Raw genomic sequence first — 14,837 nt, forward strand, 5'->3', positions numbered from 1 at the left:
AGCCGCCCCTTCTTCCCGATCATTATGCAGCCGGAGAATCACAAAAGAGTATGATTTACAGCTACTTGTTATTTTTATGGTATGTTCGCTTAGATCGAACTGGCGTGATCTGATCACTTCGAAAGATGTTTACGATGCAGCTATCAGTGGCGATGGCCTTGCTCAAGAGATATTCGAGACTACGGGAGCCATCCTCGGAGAGGCTTTTGCCGACTTCGTTACATTCTCCAGTCCGGAAGCGATCATCCTCTTCGGTGGTCTTACCAAAGCAGGTGACCTGCTGATGAATCCGATCCGCCACCACATGGAAAAGAATGTGCTGAATATCTACCGAGGGAAGACCAAGCTGCTCTTCTCTCAGCTCAAAGAGAGCGATGCCGCTGTGCTCGGGGCAAGTGCTTTGGGATGGGAGGCAAAATAAACGCTGAGCATCCGCTCGCACCTTTCAGATACTGTCCGCGCTGCGGAAACGATGGTTTTGCGGAGAGAAACCCGAAAGCCAAATCGTGTCCGAAGTGCGGATTGATTTATTATGCCAATCCTTCTGCTGCGACGGCTTGTTTCATTACCGATAGTGCGGGCAGACTATTGGCCGTGCGCCGAGCCAAAGATCCGGCCAAAGGCACACTCGATTTGCCCGGCGGCTTTATGGATATGGACGAAACGGCAGAAGAGGGTATCATCAGAGAGATCCGTGAGGAGACAGGAATAGAAGTCGAAGCAGTATCTTATCTTTTCTCGCTTCCCAATATCTATCCCTACGGAGGGATGCGCGTCCATACGGCCGATTTGTTTTTTGCAGCTCAAGTTTCTGATTTTTCCTCAGCCATAGCAAGTGATGATGCAGCCGAATTGGTGATATTGGCTCCGGACGATATAACCCTTGAAGACTTCGGATTGGAATCCATACATCAGGCTGTGGGGCGTTGGTTAGCCCGAAAAAAGAATCAAAATCGATGAAGATCCTCAAAAATCTGGCACTACCCATTGCCATGGCTTTGGGGGTATTGGCATGGCCTATACTGTCGCCGCTTTCTTTTCTGATACCCTACATGATCTTTCTGATGCTCTTCTTTACCTTCTTAAAGATCTCTCCTCGGGATATGCACTTCTCCCGACTGCATCTGCTGTTAGCCCTTATACAAATTACACTCGCTATAGGAGGATTTTTCGCTTTTAGGTTGCTCGATCCCATCGTGGCAGAAGGCGTTATGATCTGCTTTATCTGTCCTGCTGCCACGGCTTCGTCCGTCATCATCGGAATGCTCGGAGGCAATATCGCCTTCGGTGCTACGTATGTGCTGCTTACCCACATGGGAGTAGCGGTATTGGGGCCTTTGCTGTTTTCTTCGCTGAGTACGGCACATGCCGATATGCCGTTTTGGTCTTCCGTCATCCATATTCTTTGGGGTGTCTTGCCTCTGGTAGTGGTTCCTCTATTGGCTGCTTGGATCATTCGTTTCACGACCCCTCGGACACATGCCCGGCTTCTGCGCATTCCCCAAATGGCTTTTTGGCTATGGGTTGCCTCGCTGGCTATCATCATGGCCAAAACGACAGGCTATGTGATAGCACAAGGCTCCGACAGCATCCGTTTGGAACTGCTGTTGGCGTTGGGTGGTCTGCTAAGCTGTTTGCTGCAGTTCGGGTTGGGCAAGTGGCTAAGCAAACGATATTTGAAAGAAAGCATTACGGCCGGCCAGGCATTGGGGCAAAAAAACACTTCGCTTGCCATTTGGATGTCGCTTACCTATTTGAATCCGATAGCTTCTATCGCACCTGCAAGCTATGTGGTATGGCAAAATTCGCTCAATTCCATCCAAATCTGGCTATACGATAAACGAAAGAATAAAACCGACAGACAATGAAACTAACAGACCGATGGTTTACTTCCATCAGTGAGGATGAGAAGGGCAACATAGTATTCGTCAATGGACGCTTGGAGCTTGACGAATTCCGACTGAGTGGCAAGCTGAAAATCCGAATCGAAATACGCTGGTCTTACGAAGCCGACGAACAAGGTCTGCCTACAGAATCGGCAGGCAAACAGATCGAAGAGATCGAGCTGCTCATCCGTAAGGCTATGGAAAAGGACAAGTTGGCCATCATGACAGGCAACTATACCGGAGGCGGAACAAAGTATTGGGTCTATTATGCCCGTACTGAACGAGTATTCGGCGAACGGCTCAATGAGGTGTTGGCCCCTTACGAAACATTACCGCTGGAGATAGAATGCGAAGTCGATACCGACTGGGAAGAGTACCTCGATATGCTCTCCATGAAAGACGAAAATTCGATATAGCCATTATGCCATCTCTCTGTGGCGAGGGGAGCTATTTTCTTATTGGTCAGCTTCGGAACCGGATCGACGATAGGATTGATTGCGCGGATGGTAGGTCTCGATTTCATGCCGGAGAGTTTCCCTGTCGATATGGGTATAGATCTCTGTCGTGGCAATGTTCTCATGGCCAAGCATGAGCTGAATGGCCTGCAGATTAGCTCCTCCCTCGAGCAGATGGGTGGCAAAGCTGTGACGGAATGTATGGGGGCTGATACTCTTCGTTATACCGGCTTCTTCTGCCAGCTTCTTGATCATGACGAAAACCATGATGCGGGAGATGGCTTTGCCGCGATTGCTCAGAAACACGTACTCCTCCTGTCCAAGAACAGGGGTCGGGCGTTCGGGATCGGACAGATACCGCTTCAGCTCGGTGATAGCAGTCTCGCTCATGGGTACAAGACGCTGTTTGCGCCCTTTGCCATCGATACGCAAAAATGATTCGTTGAGGAAGAGATTGCTGAATTTCAAAGAAGTCAGTTCGCTGACACGCAGACCACAGCTATAGAGTATTTCCAGAATGGCGCGATTGCGTTGGGCTCCCTGAGCTGCCGGATCGATCGCTCCGATCAATCGATCGACCTCTTCGATGGTCAATACCGTAGGCAGATGGACACCGATGCGAGGGCCTTCGAGCAACTCGGTAGGATCCGCTTCGATATACTCTTCCAAAACGAGGAAGCGGAAGAAGCTCTTGACGCCGCTGATGATACGCGCTATCGAACGCGCACTGATGCCGAGGTCATACAATTCGGCTACAAAATGTTGAAGATTTTCATACGAAACCTCTCGAAAAGAGATGTTTTCAGCCGTGAGATAAGAGTCTAACTTGCTCAAATCCTTTAAGTAAGCATCCACACTGTTGGGCGTCAGGTGAAGCTCCAAACTGAGGTAGGACTTGTAACGCTTGGAAAGGCTATCTTCTATCATTGTCAAATATCTATACCTTTGTAGAGGTTGTGTGCCAACCTATGCACACACCGGAACGAGAGTCTGCGCCGTAAGCCGTTTTTTTATGGCTCTGCCTCCCAAAGATAAACAATCGTTATGAAGCTTATACACATTATCAATGGCCCCAATCTGGCGTCGCTGGGCAAGCGAGAACCGGAAATCTACGGCACTCGTTCGTTCGATGCTTATCTCGAAGATTTGCGAGACCTTTATCCCGATGCTACCATCTCTTACTATCATAGCAACCATGAGGGCGAGCTGATCGATGCCCTTTACCGCGCCGAGCAAAGCGGTGCCGTGGGGGTAGTGCTCAATGCCGGTGGTTATACGCACACGTCCATTGCCTTGCTGGATGCCATCCGAGCCATCAGCATCCCTGTAGTGGAGGTACATATCAGCTCCATCTTTGCACGCGAGGAATACCGCCGGCAGTCGATGATCGCGCCGGCTTGTCGGGGAGTCATATCAGGTTTCGGTCTGGAGAGTTACCGGTTGGCAGTAGACTTTCTGGTCAGAGAATAAAGCTACGGCATACAAAACGATGGGTCTGAGAAATCATTAGGCCCATATCTTTACAGACTAATACTGCTCTGGAAATAGATCTGGTCAAATATCAGATCTCATGCAAACGCTAAGGAGTATGACCATCGACGAATATATTGCGACACACACATCGGCCGAACCGCCCCTCTTGCAAAAGTTGGATCGGGATGCTCATCTGCACCTGATGCGTCCGCGGATGCTCTCCGGACACCTGCAGGGACGTTTTTTGTCGATGATCTCTCATCTGATGAGACCACGCCGGATCTTGGAGATCGGCACCTATACCGGCTATGCCTCTCTCTGCTTGGCAGAGGGATTGACTCCGGACGGACTGCTCCACACACTGGAGCGCGACGACGAGATGGAGGACTTCATCCGCCGCTATCTGGAGGCATCGGATTTGGGGGGTAAGATCAGATTACATATTGGGGAGGCCTTGGATCTACTACCGGACCTGGTCAAGAACGAACGCTTCGATCTGATTTATATGGATGCAGACAAGAGACAATACACCCTTTACTATGAAATGATCATAGACCACCTGCCTCCCGGAGCACTCATCCTGGCCGATAATACGCTGTGGGACGGTAAAGTGGTGGCCGAGCCTCTTCCGACCGATAGCCAGACACAGGGTATCCTTCGCTTCAACGAAAAGGTCTTGCAGGATGAACGTGTGGAGAACTTGATAGTTCCGATGCGCGACGGGTTGAGCATGATTCGTGTACGATGAACAATAAGACGAACTCCTTGTTTTAGGAATAAAGATATGATTACAATGAGTCTAAAAATATTTCTAACAGCATTATCAGTTATGGCAACAGTAACATTACAAGGCAAAATCAACATCAATACTAATGGACAGCTCCCGGGCGTAGGTTCAGTTGCTCCCGACTTCAAAGCCGTGAAGGCTGATTTGAGCGAAGTATCGCTCTCGGAATTCAAAGGAAAAAGAGTGGTAATCAACATATTCCCCAGTATAGATACAGGTGTCTGTGCAGCCAGCGTACGCCGTTTCAATCAGGAAGCATCTTCTTTGGACAATACGGTAGTACTCTGCCTTTCCAAGGACCTGCCTTTTGCACAGGCTCGCTTCTGTGGTGCCGAAGGTCTGGACAAGGTTATCACCGTTTCAGCTTTCCGCTGCGACTGCTTTGAGAAGGGTTATGGTCTGTTGATGACCGATGGCCCTTTGAAAGGTCTCTTGGCTCGTGCCGTCGTTGTGGTGGACGAAAACGGTAAGATCATTTACGAAGAGCTTGTTCCCGAGATCACTCAAGAGCCGAATTATGAAGCTGCTATCGCTGCACTGAAGTAATTTCGTTCAAATATCAAATATTTTCGGGGCTGTGTTCAATTTCATTGGCACAGCCCCGATTCCATTTTCAGTATCTACCAAACCGTTTCGATGCGCTTCTCTCTTTTTATCATAAAAGAAAAAGGTTGGAGGAATGGCTGTAAATTGTGAAGAGAGAGGTCGGAAGGAGCCTGAAATCAATGGGTCGGAAAGCCTTTAGTATTTGGTCTTATCCGTTTTTTCTGTCCAAAGACGAAAAGAATGGAGTGCTTCATCCTGCAGTATCGGGATGATCGGAGTAGAGCGGTTATCCATAGGACGAGCCAGCTCTTGATAGATAAAATCGTCATCGAATCCTATATCGGCAGCATCCTGCCGATTGTTGCCATAGAAAATCCGATCTATGCGTGCCCAATAGATGGCTCCGAGGCACATCGGACACGGCTCGCATGAAGTATAAATGGTACATCCTGAAAGATCGAAAGTGCCGAGCCGCTTACAAGCCATACGAATACAATTCACTTCTGCATGCGCTGTGGGGTCATTGTCGAGGGTCACACGATTGCTCGTCGCTGCAATGATCTCTCCATCTTTTACTATCACAGCACCAAAGGGCCCCCCTCCATTGGCAACGCTTTCGTCGGCCAATCGGATCGCTTCGCGCATCATCTCCTTATCCTGTTCCGTATGATTCATTGTATTGTGCATGTTCAATTGTTTGCTTCCGGTAGGTTTGTCGGCTTATGCTTCAGGAGTAGATACAGTTTCGTTCAGAGCGATTGCCGTAGGAGCGATCCCGATCAAACGGCGACGATAGAGCATTCCGACAGCCATTTTGAACGTTTTCTTGCTCATACCGGTATGTTGCATAATTTCCTCGGGCGAACTCTTATCCCCGATGGGAAGCCGACCGCCTCTTCTTTGGAGCATGTGTAGCAGTCGTTCGCTCTCGGAGTCAATACGGTCATAGCCTATCGGTTTGAGCGAGAGGTCGATTTTACCATCGTCACGGAGGCGAATCACGAAAGCTTTCACTTGTGCCCCGATAGCCAAAGGCATCGGTAGCGTATCGGAATAGATCATCCCCCAATGGGTATGATCCACGATCATGCGATAACCCGGATCGATTCGTTCGTAAACCAGTGCTGACACCTCGTCCCCAGGGGAGTAGGATGGGGGAATGTTGCCCAAATGTTTGGACAATTTCGCCGAGCCAACGATCTTACCGCTCACATGATCGATATAAGCATAGACGAAATAGCGTCCGCCTTCTCGAATGAGCTGCGTCTGTTCTCGAAAAGGAACGAAGAGATCCTTGTGTATGCCCCATTCCATATACGCCCCACTATCTGTGACGGAGACGGCATGCAGTAGAGCCACCTGTCCCACTTCGACAAGCGGCCGCATGGTGGTGGCGATGAGTCTGCCTTCATTGTCGTGATAGACGAATACCTCCACTTCCATACCAGGTGCAGCATCTGAGGGGAGGTAGCGATTGGGCAACAAAATATCCGTATCGCCTCCATCGAGATATGCCCCGATGGATACGATACGGTCGATGATCAGACGACCTATGCGTCCGAGCTGGTATTTGCTCCGCTTCATCCTCCGGGATTACTCAAGCGTAACTGACGATTCGTCGCGCAGGACGGGTTGCACCAAAATAGATTCGGGCATACCATCGCGCTGCACCTGAAAGACGCACGAAGTAATCTGCTGGTCGTTTACGTACGAACGGAAGAAGAAAAGATAGGCAAAAGCCGGCTTGTATTTGGGCTGTGCCATCATGCGTGCAATCTTCTCGTAGTTCTTGGGTGACCAATAACGACACCCGGCCAAACCATTGGCATCGGTGAAGATGTCCTCCTCAGTACGGTACTTCATGCTCTTTTTGATGAACTCTTTATAAGCAGAGGAATACTCTTCGGATCCGGACAAAGCAGGAATACCGTTGATACTGATGATACGGTCTCCGGCTTTCAGCCCTGCCTTCGCTGCCGGAGAGTCGGGGTCGACTGCTGCCACGAGCGAAAGGTCGTTGGCCTGATAGTACAGCCCCGTATAGAAGTAACGCTGACTCCGCAGACGGAACGTCGGGTTCTCACGATAGCGAATAAACGGGAATTCCATCATCATCAAAGGCACGTTGTATCGCGCATATTCTGCCAACTCCAAAGGTGTGGAAAGGAAATCATTAGACTCGCATTGCCAGAAAATTTGGAGATTGTTCCTGGCATTGATCAGCCGTACGCCGAGCTGGATTACATAAGGAGCATTGATCTCCTGTGTGCCGGCCGGCATAATGGGGATCGATATCATCCTCTTGTCACGCGGAGAATACTGCCAAGAATTATGAGGGGCGGAACTATTGAATGAGGTAAAGAGCTTGTTGTTGTCGAACAGATAATAACAATCGACGATTACATCGGGATTGTTTAGCGTCTCCTTCATTCCCATGGCACTCAGATATTTGCCCACTTCTTTGTAGACAGCTATATCGATCTCCTCGTTGTCGGGCGAAGAAGCTGCGAAAGAGTATGTACGCAGATTGGTAAAGTCCGCTTTGGTCGATGTCTTGACTTTGTATGGACGCACGATACGGCGATCGCTGGCATCCTGCAAGCTATAGAAGCTGAAAGAGCGTGCCAACTGACGTTCGGACAGAATATACCGAGACTGGCAGTCACGTCCTAAGGTGATTTGCTTGGTCCCCGACAGATCGGAGACCTCCAGTCGGGTCGTGTTTCCACTGATCAGGAGCTTCTGAAAATCCACTTCGTCCAGCGAAGCAGTAGCCTTTCCGTCCACTTTTTCAATGACATCGCCGGGTTTGAGTCCCGCCACATCGGCAGCACTGCCCGGCTCTACCGTGATGATAACAGGCCTATTGGCACCCCAATGCTCATTATAGCTGATTTGGTACTGCATACCGATGCGACAGACCTGATCGCTCCCCGTTGCGGACTGGGCCGAGGTCGCTGTTGCTGAAAACAATGTAGCGATTGCTATAGCAAATAAACGATTCATCTTCATTTCTGCTGATATTTTTATTGGATTTATACCGGTCACAATTTGTTTTTACAGAGGTCAAATATAGTCAAAAGTGCCTGATCGGTGGCCTGAGCGATAACCTCCTCACGAGTACCGCTAAGATGCAGACAGTGCGCGAAAGTGTCCTCACCGATGACAAGAGCGATCCAAACTGTGCCGACCGGCACCTGATCCGAACCGCCCGAAGGTCCGGCTATTCCCGTAGTCGCAATTCCTATATTGGCATCAAGCAGGCGGCAAACACCCACAGCCATACTGCGTGCCACAGGCTCGCTGACTACTGTATGGCTCTCAATATCGGCTTGGGACACTCCCAAAAGGCGTATTTTGATGTCGTTCTGATATGCCACGACCGAACCTCTGAAAAAAGTCGAGGCTCCCGGGCAATGAGTTAGAGCCGAAGCAATAGTCCCTCCGGTACAACTCTCGGCAGTAGCCAATGTAAGACCTCGCTCAGTCAAGAGCTTCGCCAGTTCGGAAATAACGGGATTATCCATCAGACCGTGATGCGCGAGAATGGAACAGCATCGATGGGGCAGAAATCGCCCTGCAAGTACTTATAGTATCCGGAAATGGCTACCATAGCAGCATTGTCCGTTGTATAGGCGAATTTGGGAATGAATACAGTCCAGCCATAACGTCGGGCATGGTCATGAAAAGCATCGCGCAGTCCGGTATTGGCCGATACACCGCCGGCCAAGGCCACTTGTTTGATGCTATGATCTTTGGCCGCTTGGCGAAGTTTCTTCATCAAGATGTCTATGACCGTGTGCTGAAGAGATGCGCACAGATCGGCCTTGTTCTTTTCGATGAAGTCGGGATCTTCGACCAGTTTGTCGCGCAGAGTATAGAGGAATGATGTCTTGAGTCCGCTGAAGCTATAGTCGTAACCGGACACATGAGGACGGGCAAAGCGGAAAGCATCGGGGTTGCCCTCGGAAGCCAACTTATTGACGATGGGGCCTCCGGGATAACCCAACCCCATCACCTTGGCACATTTGTCGAAAGCCTCTCCGGCTGCATCGTCGATCGTCTGTCCTATTACCTCCATATCGTAAGGGGAGCGAACCAGAATAATCTGAGAGTTGCCCCCTGAAACCAACAAGCACAGGAATGGGAAAGAGGGATGCTGTGACTCCTCACCCGGCTCACGAAGAAAGTTGGCCAGGACATGGGCATGAAGATGATTGACTTCCAGCATCGGAATGCCCAAGGAAAGAGACAATCCCTTGGCAAAGCTGGTGCCTACAAGGAGCGATCCCAGCAAACCCGGTCCACGAGTGAAAGCGATGGCATCAATTTCTTCTTTGCGAATGTCGGCACGTTTGATAGCTTCGCTGACTACCGGGACAATGTTCTGCTGATGCGCACGCGATGCCAGTTCGGGAACCACTCCCCCGTAGGCATTGTGTACGGCCTGTCCCGCGATCACGTTGCTAAGCATAGTTTCTTTCCTGACCACGGCTGCAGAGGTGTCGTCACAGGAGCTTTCGATCCCCAATATGATAATGTCTTTCTTCATTGCTGTCTCTTTTTCTATCTGCAAAAAAACGAATAAAACCTTGTTTGAGCCAATTCTTCCTCCGAGTGTTGCTGTTTTCAATTGTGATAAGGTACTGCCATGAGAAAACGAAGAGAATAATGGAATGGAACAGACATCCGAACCATGGGAGATACCTCTCTTAGAGGAAATTCCGGCCTCTTCTCAGTTGAGTATAGACTGCAAAACGACTAAGGCTGTGTCATAAAGGGGGTAATCCTTTGACACAGCCTTCGTATGGGAACTGTTATTCGTTCTGCGTGTAGCCCATAGGGGAATCGAACCCCTCTTTCAAGAATGAAAATCTTGCGTCCTAACCGATAGACGAATGGGCCAAACCGAGCCTGACACTCGTCTCCGCTTCGCAGACAAGTACGAGCAGAGGGAGATAGTCTTCCCTTACGCTAATGTATTGATGCGGCGAGCGAGCTTTGACTTCAGATTGGCGGCTTTATTCTTGTGAATAATATTCTTGCCGGCCAAGCGATCAAGCATCGATGCCAATACGGGGTATTTCTTTTCAGCTTCAGTACGGTCCGTCAGTGCACGGAACGCTTTCACTGCATTACGAGCCGTACGGGCATAGTAACGATTGTGCAGTCTGCGTGCATTTGTCTGACGAATTCGCTTTTCTGATGAAATATGATTTGCCATATCTTTCTCTTGTGATAATTTTAATTCTGTAGCCCATAGGGGAGTCGAACCCCTCTTTCAAGAATGAAAATCTTGCGTCCTAACCGATAGACGAATGGGCCTCCGGATGTTCTTAGCAAAAGACAAAAATCCGTTTTGCGTTTGCAAAGGTAGTATTAAATCTGAAATTGCCAAACGATTTTGCTTCTGCACCACGTAAGTTTCGGTGCTTTTGTCTCTTCATTTTCCATTGCCTTTTCCAAGAGCTCCACACAAGATATAGTCCGAAGAGGCTTCTTGGTATTCTTAAAGAGTGCGATCGGTCAGGAAAAGACGAACCGCAAATCAGAAGAAAGTGGTTCCGGAAATCCTGAAAACACGCGCGAAAAAAATTTCGTTTTGGTTCGAGAATTTTTTTGTTCCCGAACCAAAACGAAAAAATTCTCAGACCACGTTTTGCGGAGCTATACTCGGCAAAATTTACGAACGAAAAAGCGTGCAAGATGAGTATGCCCCCTCTCGCTGATTTTGTATCGGAGGTGGTAGAGAGTTTTGTCAGAGGGCTTGGCCATCTAAACCAAACGGCTTGAGCACAGAGGACTGAGGTCGGTGGAAAATTGCCTTACTTTTTGGGTATAGCCACGCCACCGGATTCGGCGAAGAAAGGATCTGCAAATGGATGGTTTCGCAGGATCGTTTAGCTTACGGGTTCGAAGTCGAGTTGCTTTCTGTCCAGATTGGCTTGAGCAACACGTACGGTGATGGCATCGCCCAGACTGTAGCGGTGACGATAGCGACGCCCGATGAGGCAGAAGTTCTTGTCGTCGTACTCGTAGTAGTCGTCGTCGAGACAGCGGATGGGTATGAGACCTTCGCACATATTTTCCTTCAGCTCTACGTACAACCCCCATTCGGTGACGCCCGATATTACACCATCGAATACTTTGCCGAGGTGTTCGGACATAAACTCCACCTGTTTGTATTTGATGGAAGCGCGTTCGGCCGAAGCTGCCAATTGCTCCATTGCAGATGAATGCTTGCACTTTTCCTCATAGTCATTCTTGTCTACGGAACTTCCACCCGAAAGGTATTTCGTCAGCAATCGGTGCACCATCAAGTCCGGATAGCGACGAATGGGCGAAGTGAAGTGGGTGTAGAAATCGAATGCCAATCCGTAGTGGCCGATGTTGTCCGTCGAGTAAATGGCCTTAGCCATGGAGCGTATGGCAACGGTAGAGATCAAATTTTCTTCCGGTTTGTTTTGGATGTTGTCCAGAAGCGAATTGATGCTCTTGCTTACCTCCATATTACTACCTGTGGTGCGCAACTTGTAGCCGAATCGGCGGATGAAGTCCGACAAGGTCTCCAATTTGTCGGGATCGGGCAGGTCGTGGATACGATAAACGAAGGTCTTGGCTCGTTTCCCTTGGGTCTCTTCTCCTATATGTCGGGCTACCGTCCTATTGGCCAAAAGCATGAACTCTTCGATCAGCTTGTTGGCTTCCTTGCTCTCCTTCACGATTACACCCAGAGGACGACCTTTCTCATCTATTTCGAAGCGGACTTCTTTCCTTTCGAAAGCAATCGCTCCGTTTTGGAATCGTTCTTCGCGAAGTCGCTGTGCCAGCTCGTTGAGTTTGAGAATGGCCTCCTTGCAGTCGCCTTCGCCGGTCTCGATCACGGCTTGTGCCTCTTCGTAGGCGAACCGGCGGTCGCTCTTGATCACGGAGTGGCAGATGCGATAATCCAATACTTTGGCTTCGTCATTCATCCGGAATATACAGCTATAGGCATATTTCTCTTCGTCGGGGCGGAGGGAACAAAGGTCGTTGCAGAGGCGTTCGGGGAGCATCGGGATGGTGCGATCCACGAGATAGATACTTGTGGCACGGTTGTATGCTTCCTGATCTATGATCCCGCCCTCGGTTACGTAGTGCGAGACATCGGCGATATGTACGCCTACCTCATAGCAATCATCCTCCAGCGGACGGAACGATATGGCATCATCGAAGTCCTTGGCATCCTTCGGGTCAATGGTGAAGGTGAGTACCGACCGAAAATCTTCTCTTCGGGCAAGCTCTTCTTCTGTGATCTTCCCATCCAAACGGTCGGCTGCCTCTTCCACCTCTTGGGGGTAGACATAAGGCAATCCGAACTCGGCCAAAATGGCATTCATCTCGGCATCGTTGTCTCCGGCCGGTCCCAATACGGCTTGTACCTCTCCGATGGGATTCTTGGATTGCTCCGGCCATTCGAGTATTCGGACTATTACCTTATCGCCGTTTTTGGCGTTGCCGAGGTTGTCCTTGGGGATGAAAATATCATTCGCTAAGGTGCGATCTTCCGTAACAAGGAAAGCAAAGTCTCTATTGATTTGGATCTTGCCGACGAAAGTGGCCTGCTTCTGTTCTATGATCTCGATCACGGCGGCTTCCGGCGCGCGACCACGACGTTTGGCAAAGAGTTGTACTTTCACTTTGTCACCGTCCATGGCATGTGCCGAATTTCTTTCGGCAATGAAAATGGGCGTTCCGCCCCCTTCGGGAATAAACGAATTGCGGCCATTGAACCGACGCTCAAAAGTGCCTATGACAATCAATCCCAAGGCATTGTACCGATAGCGTCCGCGCTCTATCTCATGCAGGATGTCATCCACAGCCATGTCTTCCATCAGGGAGTTCACCATTAGCTTTTGTGGTGTAGCTTCTACTCCCATCAGATGGCTTACCTGCTTGTAGTTCATCACGCTCTGAGGATTGCTTTGGAATATGTCCAAAATGGCATTGCGCATCTCCTCCTTGGTCATGCGCTTGTTCCTGCGGCCGGCACGGTTGATGCGAGGAGCGTCTCCCTTGCGGGCTTTAGTCTTGCTTTTATCTTTCTTTTTACTCATTGATTCTTTTGTTCGGAAACATCTCCCCCTGCCAATAATCGGGAAGATGCGATTAACTGTTCATTTCGAGGATAGACCTCATTATTTCCGGTGTATTGCTCAGACGAGGCACTTTGTGCTGTCCTCCCAGCTTGCCCTGCTCCGTAAGCCAATCGTGGAAGAGACCGGAGCGAGCGATCGTCAGGGAGAGTGGGAGCAGAGTCATGTCTGCATACCGCTTGGCTTCGTAGTCGGAATTGAGCGTTTGCAACTCGGCATCCAATGCTTTGGCAAACGCATTCGGATCAGCCGGTGCAGAGACAAATTCGATCAGCCAGTCGTGCCGTCCTTTGCCCTCTTCCGAAAAAAAGTGGGGCGCTACCGTATAGTCCACTGCCTGCACGCCAAATCGCTTGCATGTCGCCGCCAAAGCCTTGTCGCTATTGTCTACCATCAGCTCTTCTCCGAATGCGTTGATATAGTGCTTGGTGCGACCGGTGATGACTATCTTGTATGGTTTCACCGATGTGAAGCGTACGGTATCGCCCAGTACATAACGGTAGAGTCCTCCGAGCGTACTGATAATCATGGCATAATTGCGCCCTATTTCTACCCCTTCGAGTGGAATGGCTTCCGCTTCGGGCCGGCCGAAATGTTCCATCGGGATGAATTCGTAGTAAACTCCGTAATCGAGCATCAGCAGCATACCGCTATCCTTCGGATCATCCTGAATACCGAAGAAACCTTCCGAAGCATTATACGTCTCCATATACTGCATCCGTGAAGAAGGTATCAGCTTCTCATACTGCGCTCGATAGGGAGCAAAGCTGATACCGCCGTGAAAAAATACTTCCAATTCCGGCCATACATCCGACAAAGTCTCTCGGCCTGTAGCTGCGAGTATATCCTTGATCAAGACAAGGATCCAAGACGGTACGCCGGACAAGCTTCCGACTCGTACATGCGCCACTTCGCGAACTACGGCTTTGAGCTTCTCCGTCCACTCGTCCATCAAGAGCGTTTCTTTCGAGGGTACGCGCATGCAGTTGCCGAGCACAGGCATATTCTCGACAAGGATGGCACTCAAGTCGCCGACTTGTATATCGGCATTCATGGATACAGGGGCGTGACTGCCACCCAGTACCAACCCTTTAGTCGTGAAGAAACGACTGTCAGGTCTATTGCGTAGGTATAACGATAGGGAGTCTTTCCCCCCTTGATAATGGCAATAGTGCAGATGGCGATATGGAACGGGGATGAACTTGCTTTTGCTATTGGTGGTGCCACTGCTTTTAGCAAACCATGTACAACGTCCCGGACAGAGTATGTCTTTTTCGCCACGAAGCATTCGTTCTATTTCGGCTTGTGTCGATTCGTAATCGCGAACAGGTACGTTGCGAGCAAAACACTCTTTCGAGCTTATGCGACTGAACCCGTAGCGGATACCGGTGGATGTGTAGGCTGCACTCGACAGGATGCGCCTGAGCTGGCGGTCTTGTATCTCTTCTGCTCGGGAGGCATAGGTGTCGATGGTTTTCAGCCTGCTTTTCAACAAGGCATATATGATGCGAGTCTTGTAGTCCATCGGTTTTCTTTTCTTCACAAAAGTATCATT

The 14,837-nt window shown here is 49.8% G+C and carries 17 protein-coding genes, 2 tRNA genes and 1 pseudogene; 8 read left to right on the forward strand and 12 right to left on the reverse strand.

Translation table 11 applies throughout. From position 1 onward, the window contains the following. Positions 1-106: 106 nt before the first annotated feature. From PGN_RS01810 to PGN_RS01825, 4 genes and pseudogenes are all read left to right on the forward strand, one after another. Positions 107-421, forward strand: a pseudogene (locus PGN_RS01810) (ROK family protein); the annotation flags it as partial. Continuing rightward, positions 406-960 (forward strand): NUDIX domain-containing protein, encoded by a 555-nt coding sequence (locus tag PGN_RS01815; protein ID WP_012457465.1) that lies wholly within the window; start codon positions 406-408, stop codon positions 958-960. The pseudogene PGN_RS01810 and the gene PGN_RS01815, both read left to right, overlap by 16 nt. Continuing rightward, a complete protein-coding gene (locus PGN_RS01820) occupies positions 957-1,868 on the forward strand; it encodes a bile acid:sodium symporter family protein (RefSeq protein ID WP_012457466.1) in 912 nt (303 codons plus the stop codon). Before PGN_RS01815 ends, PGN_RS01820 begins: the two co-directional genes overlap by 4 nt. Next, positions 1,865-2,302: a DUF695 domain-containing protein gene (locus PGN_RS01825; RefSeq protein WP_012457467.1), complete on the forward strand. Its 438-nt coding sequence runs from the start codon at positions 1,865-1,867 to the stop codon at positions 2,300-2,302. Before PGN_RS01820 ends, PGN_RS01825 begins: the two co-directional genes overlap by 4 nt. Before the next feature lie 39 nt (positions 2,303-2,341). Here PGN_RS01825 and PGN_RS01830 read toward each other — a convergent pair whose 3' ends face one another. Beyond that, a complete protein-coding gene (locus PGN_RS01830) occupies positions 2,342-3,268 on the reverse strand; it encodes a site-specific tyrosine recombinase (protein WP_012457468.1) in 927 nt (308 codons plus the stop codon). Between the two features lie 117 nt (positions 3,269-3,385). Between PGN_RS01830 and PGN_RS01835 the strand changes: the two genes are divergently transcribed. From PGN_RS01835 to tpx, 3 genes are all read left to right on the forward strand, one after another. Continuing rightward, entirely contained in the window at positions 3,386-3,811 is a 426-nt protein-coding gene (locus PGN_RS01835) for a type II 3-dehydroquinate dehydratase (RefSeq protein ID WP_012457469.1), read from the forward strand. A 100-nt stretch (positions 3,812-3,911) separates the two neighbouring features. Next, the gene (locus PGN_RS01840; RefSeq protein WP_012457470.1) at positions 3,912-4,562 is read left to right on the forward strand and encodes an O-methyltransferase; all 651 of its coding nucleotides are present in this window, start codon (positions 3,912-3,914) and stop codon (positions 4,560-4,562) included. Between the two features lie 81 nt (positions 4,563-4,643). After that, entirely contained in the window at positions 4,644-5,147 is a 504-nt protein-coding gene (tpx, locus tag PGN_RS01845) for a thiol peroxidase (protein WP_018964814.1), read from the forward strand. A gap of 195 nt (positions 5,148-5,342) precedes the next feature. On the opposite strand, the gene PGN_RS01850 is transcribed toward tpx, so the two are convergent. From PGN_RS01850 to PGN_RS12300, 9 genes are all read right to left on the reverse strand, one after another. Next, positions 5,343-5,834 (reverse strand): nucleoside deaminase, encoded by a 492-nt coding sequence (locus tag PGN_RS01850; protein WP_005874481.1) that lies wholly within the window; start codon positions 5,832-5,834, stop codon positions 5,343-5,345. Between the two features lie 33 nt (positions 5,835-5,867). Next, positions 5,868-6,731: a CvfB family protein gene (locus PGN_RS01855; RefSeq protein WP_012457473.1), complete on the reverse strand. Its 864-nt coding sequence runs from the start codon at positions 6,729-6,731 to the stop codon at positions 5,868-5,870. 9 nt (positions 6,732-6,740) lie between these two features. After that, positions 6,741-8,159 carry a PDZ domain-containing protein gene (locus PGN_RS01860; protein ID WP_012457474.1) on the reverse strand — a complete coding sequence of 473 codons (1,419 nt, stop codon included), beginning with the start codon at positions 8,157-8,159 and terminating at the stop codon, positions 6,741-6,743. 32 nt (positions 8,160-8,191) lie between these two features. After that, the gene (locus PGN_RS01865; RefSeq protein ID WP_012457475.1) at positions 8,192-8,674 is read right to left on the reverse strand and encodes a CinA family protein; all 483 of its coding nucleotides are present in this window, start codon (positions 8,672-8,674) and stop codon (positions 8,192-8,194) included. Then, positions 8,674-9,699 carry a tRNA (adenosine(37)-N6)-threonylcarbamoyltransferase complex transferase subunit TsaD gene (gene tsaD, locus PGN_RS01870; protein ID WP_012457476.1) on the reverse strand — a complete coding sequence of 342 codons (1,026 nt, stop codon included), beginning with the start codon at positions 9,697-9,699 and terminating at the stop codon, positions 8,674-8,676. The genes PGN_RS01865 and tsaD overlap by 1 nt, the downstream gene beginning before the upstream one ends. A 281-nt stretch (positions 9,700-9,980) precedes the next feature. After that, positions 9,981-10,052, reverse strand: a tRNA-Glu gene (locus tag PGN_RS01875). Between the two features lie 64 nt (positions 10,053-10,116). Continuing rightward, positions 10,117-10,371, reverse strand: coding sequence for a 30S ribosomal protein S20 (gene rpsT, locus PGN_RS01880; RefSeq protein WP_005874497.1), 255 nt, complete (start codon positions 10,369-10,371; stop codon positions 10,117-10,119). Between the two features lie 29 nt (positions 10,372-10,400). Beyond that, a tRNA-Glu gene (locus PGN_RS01885) sits at positions 10,401-10,472 on the reverse strand. A gap of 201 nt (positions 10,473-10,673) precedes the next feature. Continuing rightward, a complete protein-coding gene (locus PGN_RS12300) occupies positions 10,674-10,781 on the reverse strand; it encodes a DUF1661 domain-containing protein (protein WP_230493659.1) in 108 nt (35 codons plus the stop codon). Here PGN_RS12300 and PGN_RS11745 point away from each other — a divergent pair. Further along, a complete protein-coding gene (locus PGN_RS11745) occupies positions 10,750-10,857 on the forward strand; it encodes a DUF1661 domain-containing protein (RefSeq protein ID WP_230484099.1) in 108 nt (35 codons plus the stop codon). The two genes, PGN_RS12300 and PGN_RS11745, sit on opposite strands and share 32 nt — an antisense overlap. Positions 10,858-11,047: 190 nt before the next feature. Here PGN_RS11745 and rnr read toward each other — a convergent pair whose 3' ends face one another. After that, positions 11,048-13,243 carry a ribonuclease R gene (gene rnr, locus PGN_RS01895; protein WP_012457478.1) on the reverse strand — a complete coding sequence of 732 codons (2,196 nt, stop codon included), beginning with the start codon at positions 13,241-13,243 and terminating at the stop codon, positions 11,048-11,050. Positions 13,244-13,295: 52 nt separating this feature from the next. Next, the gene (locus PGN_RS01900; RefSeq protein WP_043876315.1) at positions 13,296-14,807 is read right to left on the reverse strand and encodes a GH3 auxin-responsive promoter family protein; all 1,512 of its coding nucleotides are present in this window, start codon (positions 14,805-14,807) and stop codon (positions 13,296-13,298) included. Positions 14,808-14,837 lie beyond the last annotated feature (30 nt).

The organism is Porphyromonas gingivalis ATCC 33277 (assembly GCF_000010505.1).
In the GTDB taxonomy this organism is placed as follows: Bacteria; Bacteroidota; Bacteroidia; order Bacteroidales; family Porphyromonadaceae; genus Porphyromonas; species Porphyromonas gingivalis.